This window comes from Streptomyces sp. 8P21H-1 (assembly GCF_013302945.1).
In genome coordinates this window covers 1-958 of the sequence record NZ_JABTYA010000141.1, presented here as the reverse complement: position 1 = coordinate 958, position 958 = coordinate 1, and the positions used below count along the sequence as shown (strand labels likewise).

Below are 958 nucleotides of genomic sequence, written 5' to 3'. Positions count from 1 at the left end.
CACCTGGACCACGGCCGCCACCCCGCCGCCGGCCTACCGCTCCGGTGTCACCTGGCTCCCGCACAGCCGCACCGCCGCCCTCGCGGTCGGCCCCACCGGCACCGACCTCACCACGGACGGCGGCCGGACCTGGCGCACGCTGGACACCGGCTCGTACGACACCGTGGACTGCGCCCCCGACCGGTCCTGCTGGGCCTCCGGCGAGAAGGGCCGGGTGGCCCGCCTGGAGCGCTGACACCGGGCGTTCCGGCGGCCGGTCTAGGCTCGACGCCATCATGACGACCGTACGCATTCCGGCGGGCTGGCCCGCCACCGAGGAACGGGCCCGGGCCGTGCAGGACGAGTTGCGGGGGCGGGTGGTCCTCGACGAGCCGGGACCGCCGCCCGGCACCGGCCGGGTGACCGGGGTCGACGTGGCGTACGACGACGAGCGCGACGTCGTCGCGGCCGCGGCCGTCGTGCTCGACGCGGCGACCCTCGACGTGGTCGCCGAGTCGACGGCCGTCGGCCGGGTGCCCTTCCCGTACGTCCCCGGGCTCCTGGCGTTCCGGGAGATCCCGGCCGTCCTGGCCGCCCTCGAAGGGCTGCCGTGCGCGCCGGGCCTGGTGGTCTGCGACGGCTACGGGCTCGCCCACCCCCGCCGCTTCGGCCTGGCCAGCCACCTCGGCGTCCTCACCGGCCTCCCGACGATCGGTGTCGCCAAGAACCCGTTCACCTTCGCGTACGAGGAGCCGGGCGCCCCGCGCGGTTCCTCCTCCCCGCTGCGCGCCGGCGAGGAGGAGGTCGGCCGGGCGCTGCGCACGCGGGCGGGGGTCAAGCCGGTCTTCGTCTCGGTCGGCCACCGGGTGACGCTGGACACCGCCTGCGCCCACACGCTCCGCCTCGCCCCGGACTTCCGCCTGCCGGAGACGACCCGGCGCGCGGACGCGCTGTGCCGCCGGGCGCTGAAGGGGACGAC

1 protein-coding gene and 1 pseudogene are annotated in these 958 nt (G+C 77.2%); both read left to right on the top strand.

The genetic code is table 11. The features are described from left to right. Positions 1-235: pseudogene (locus tag HO151_RS02500) on the top strand (oxidoreductase); the annotation flags it as partial. Between the two features lie 40 nt (positions 236-275). Further along, positions 276-958 (top strand): endonuclease V (locus HO151_RS02495; RefSeq protein WP_173894489.1); only part of this gene is annotated, 683 nt, incomplete at its 3' end.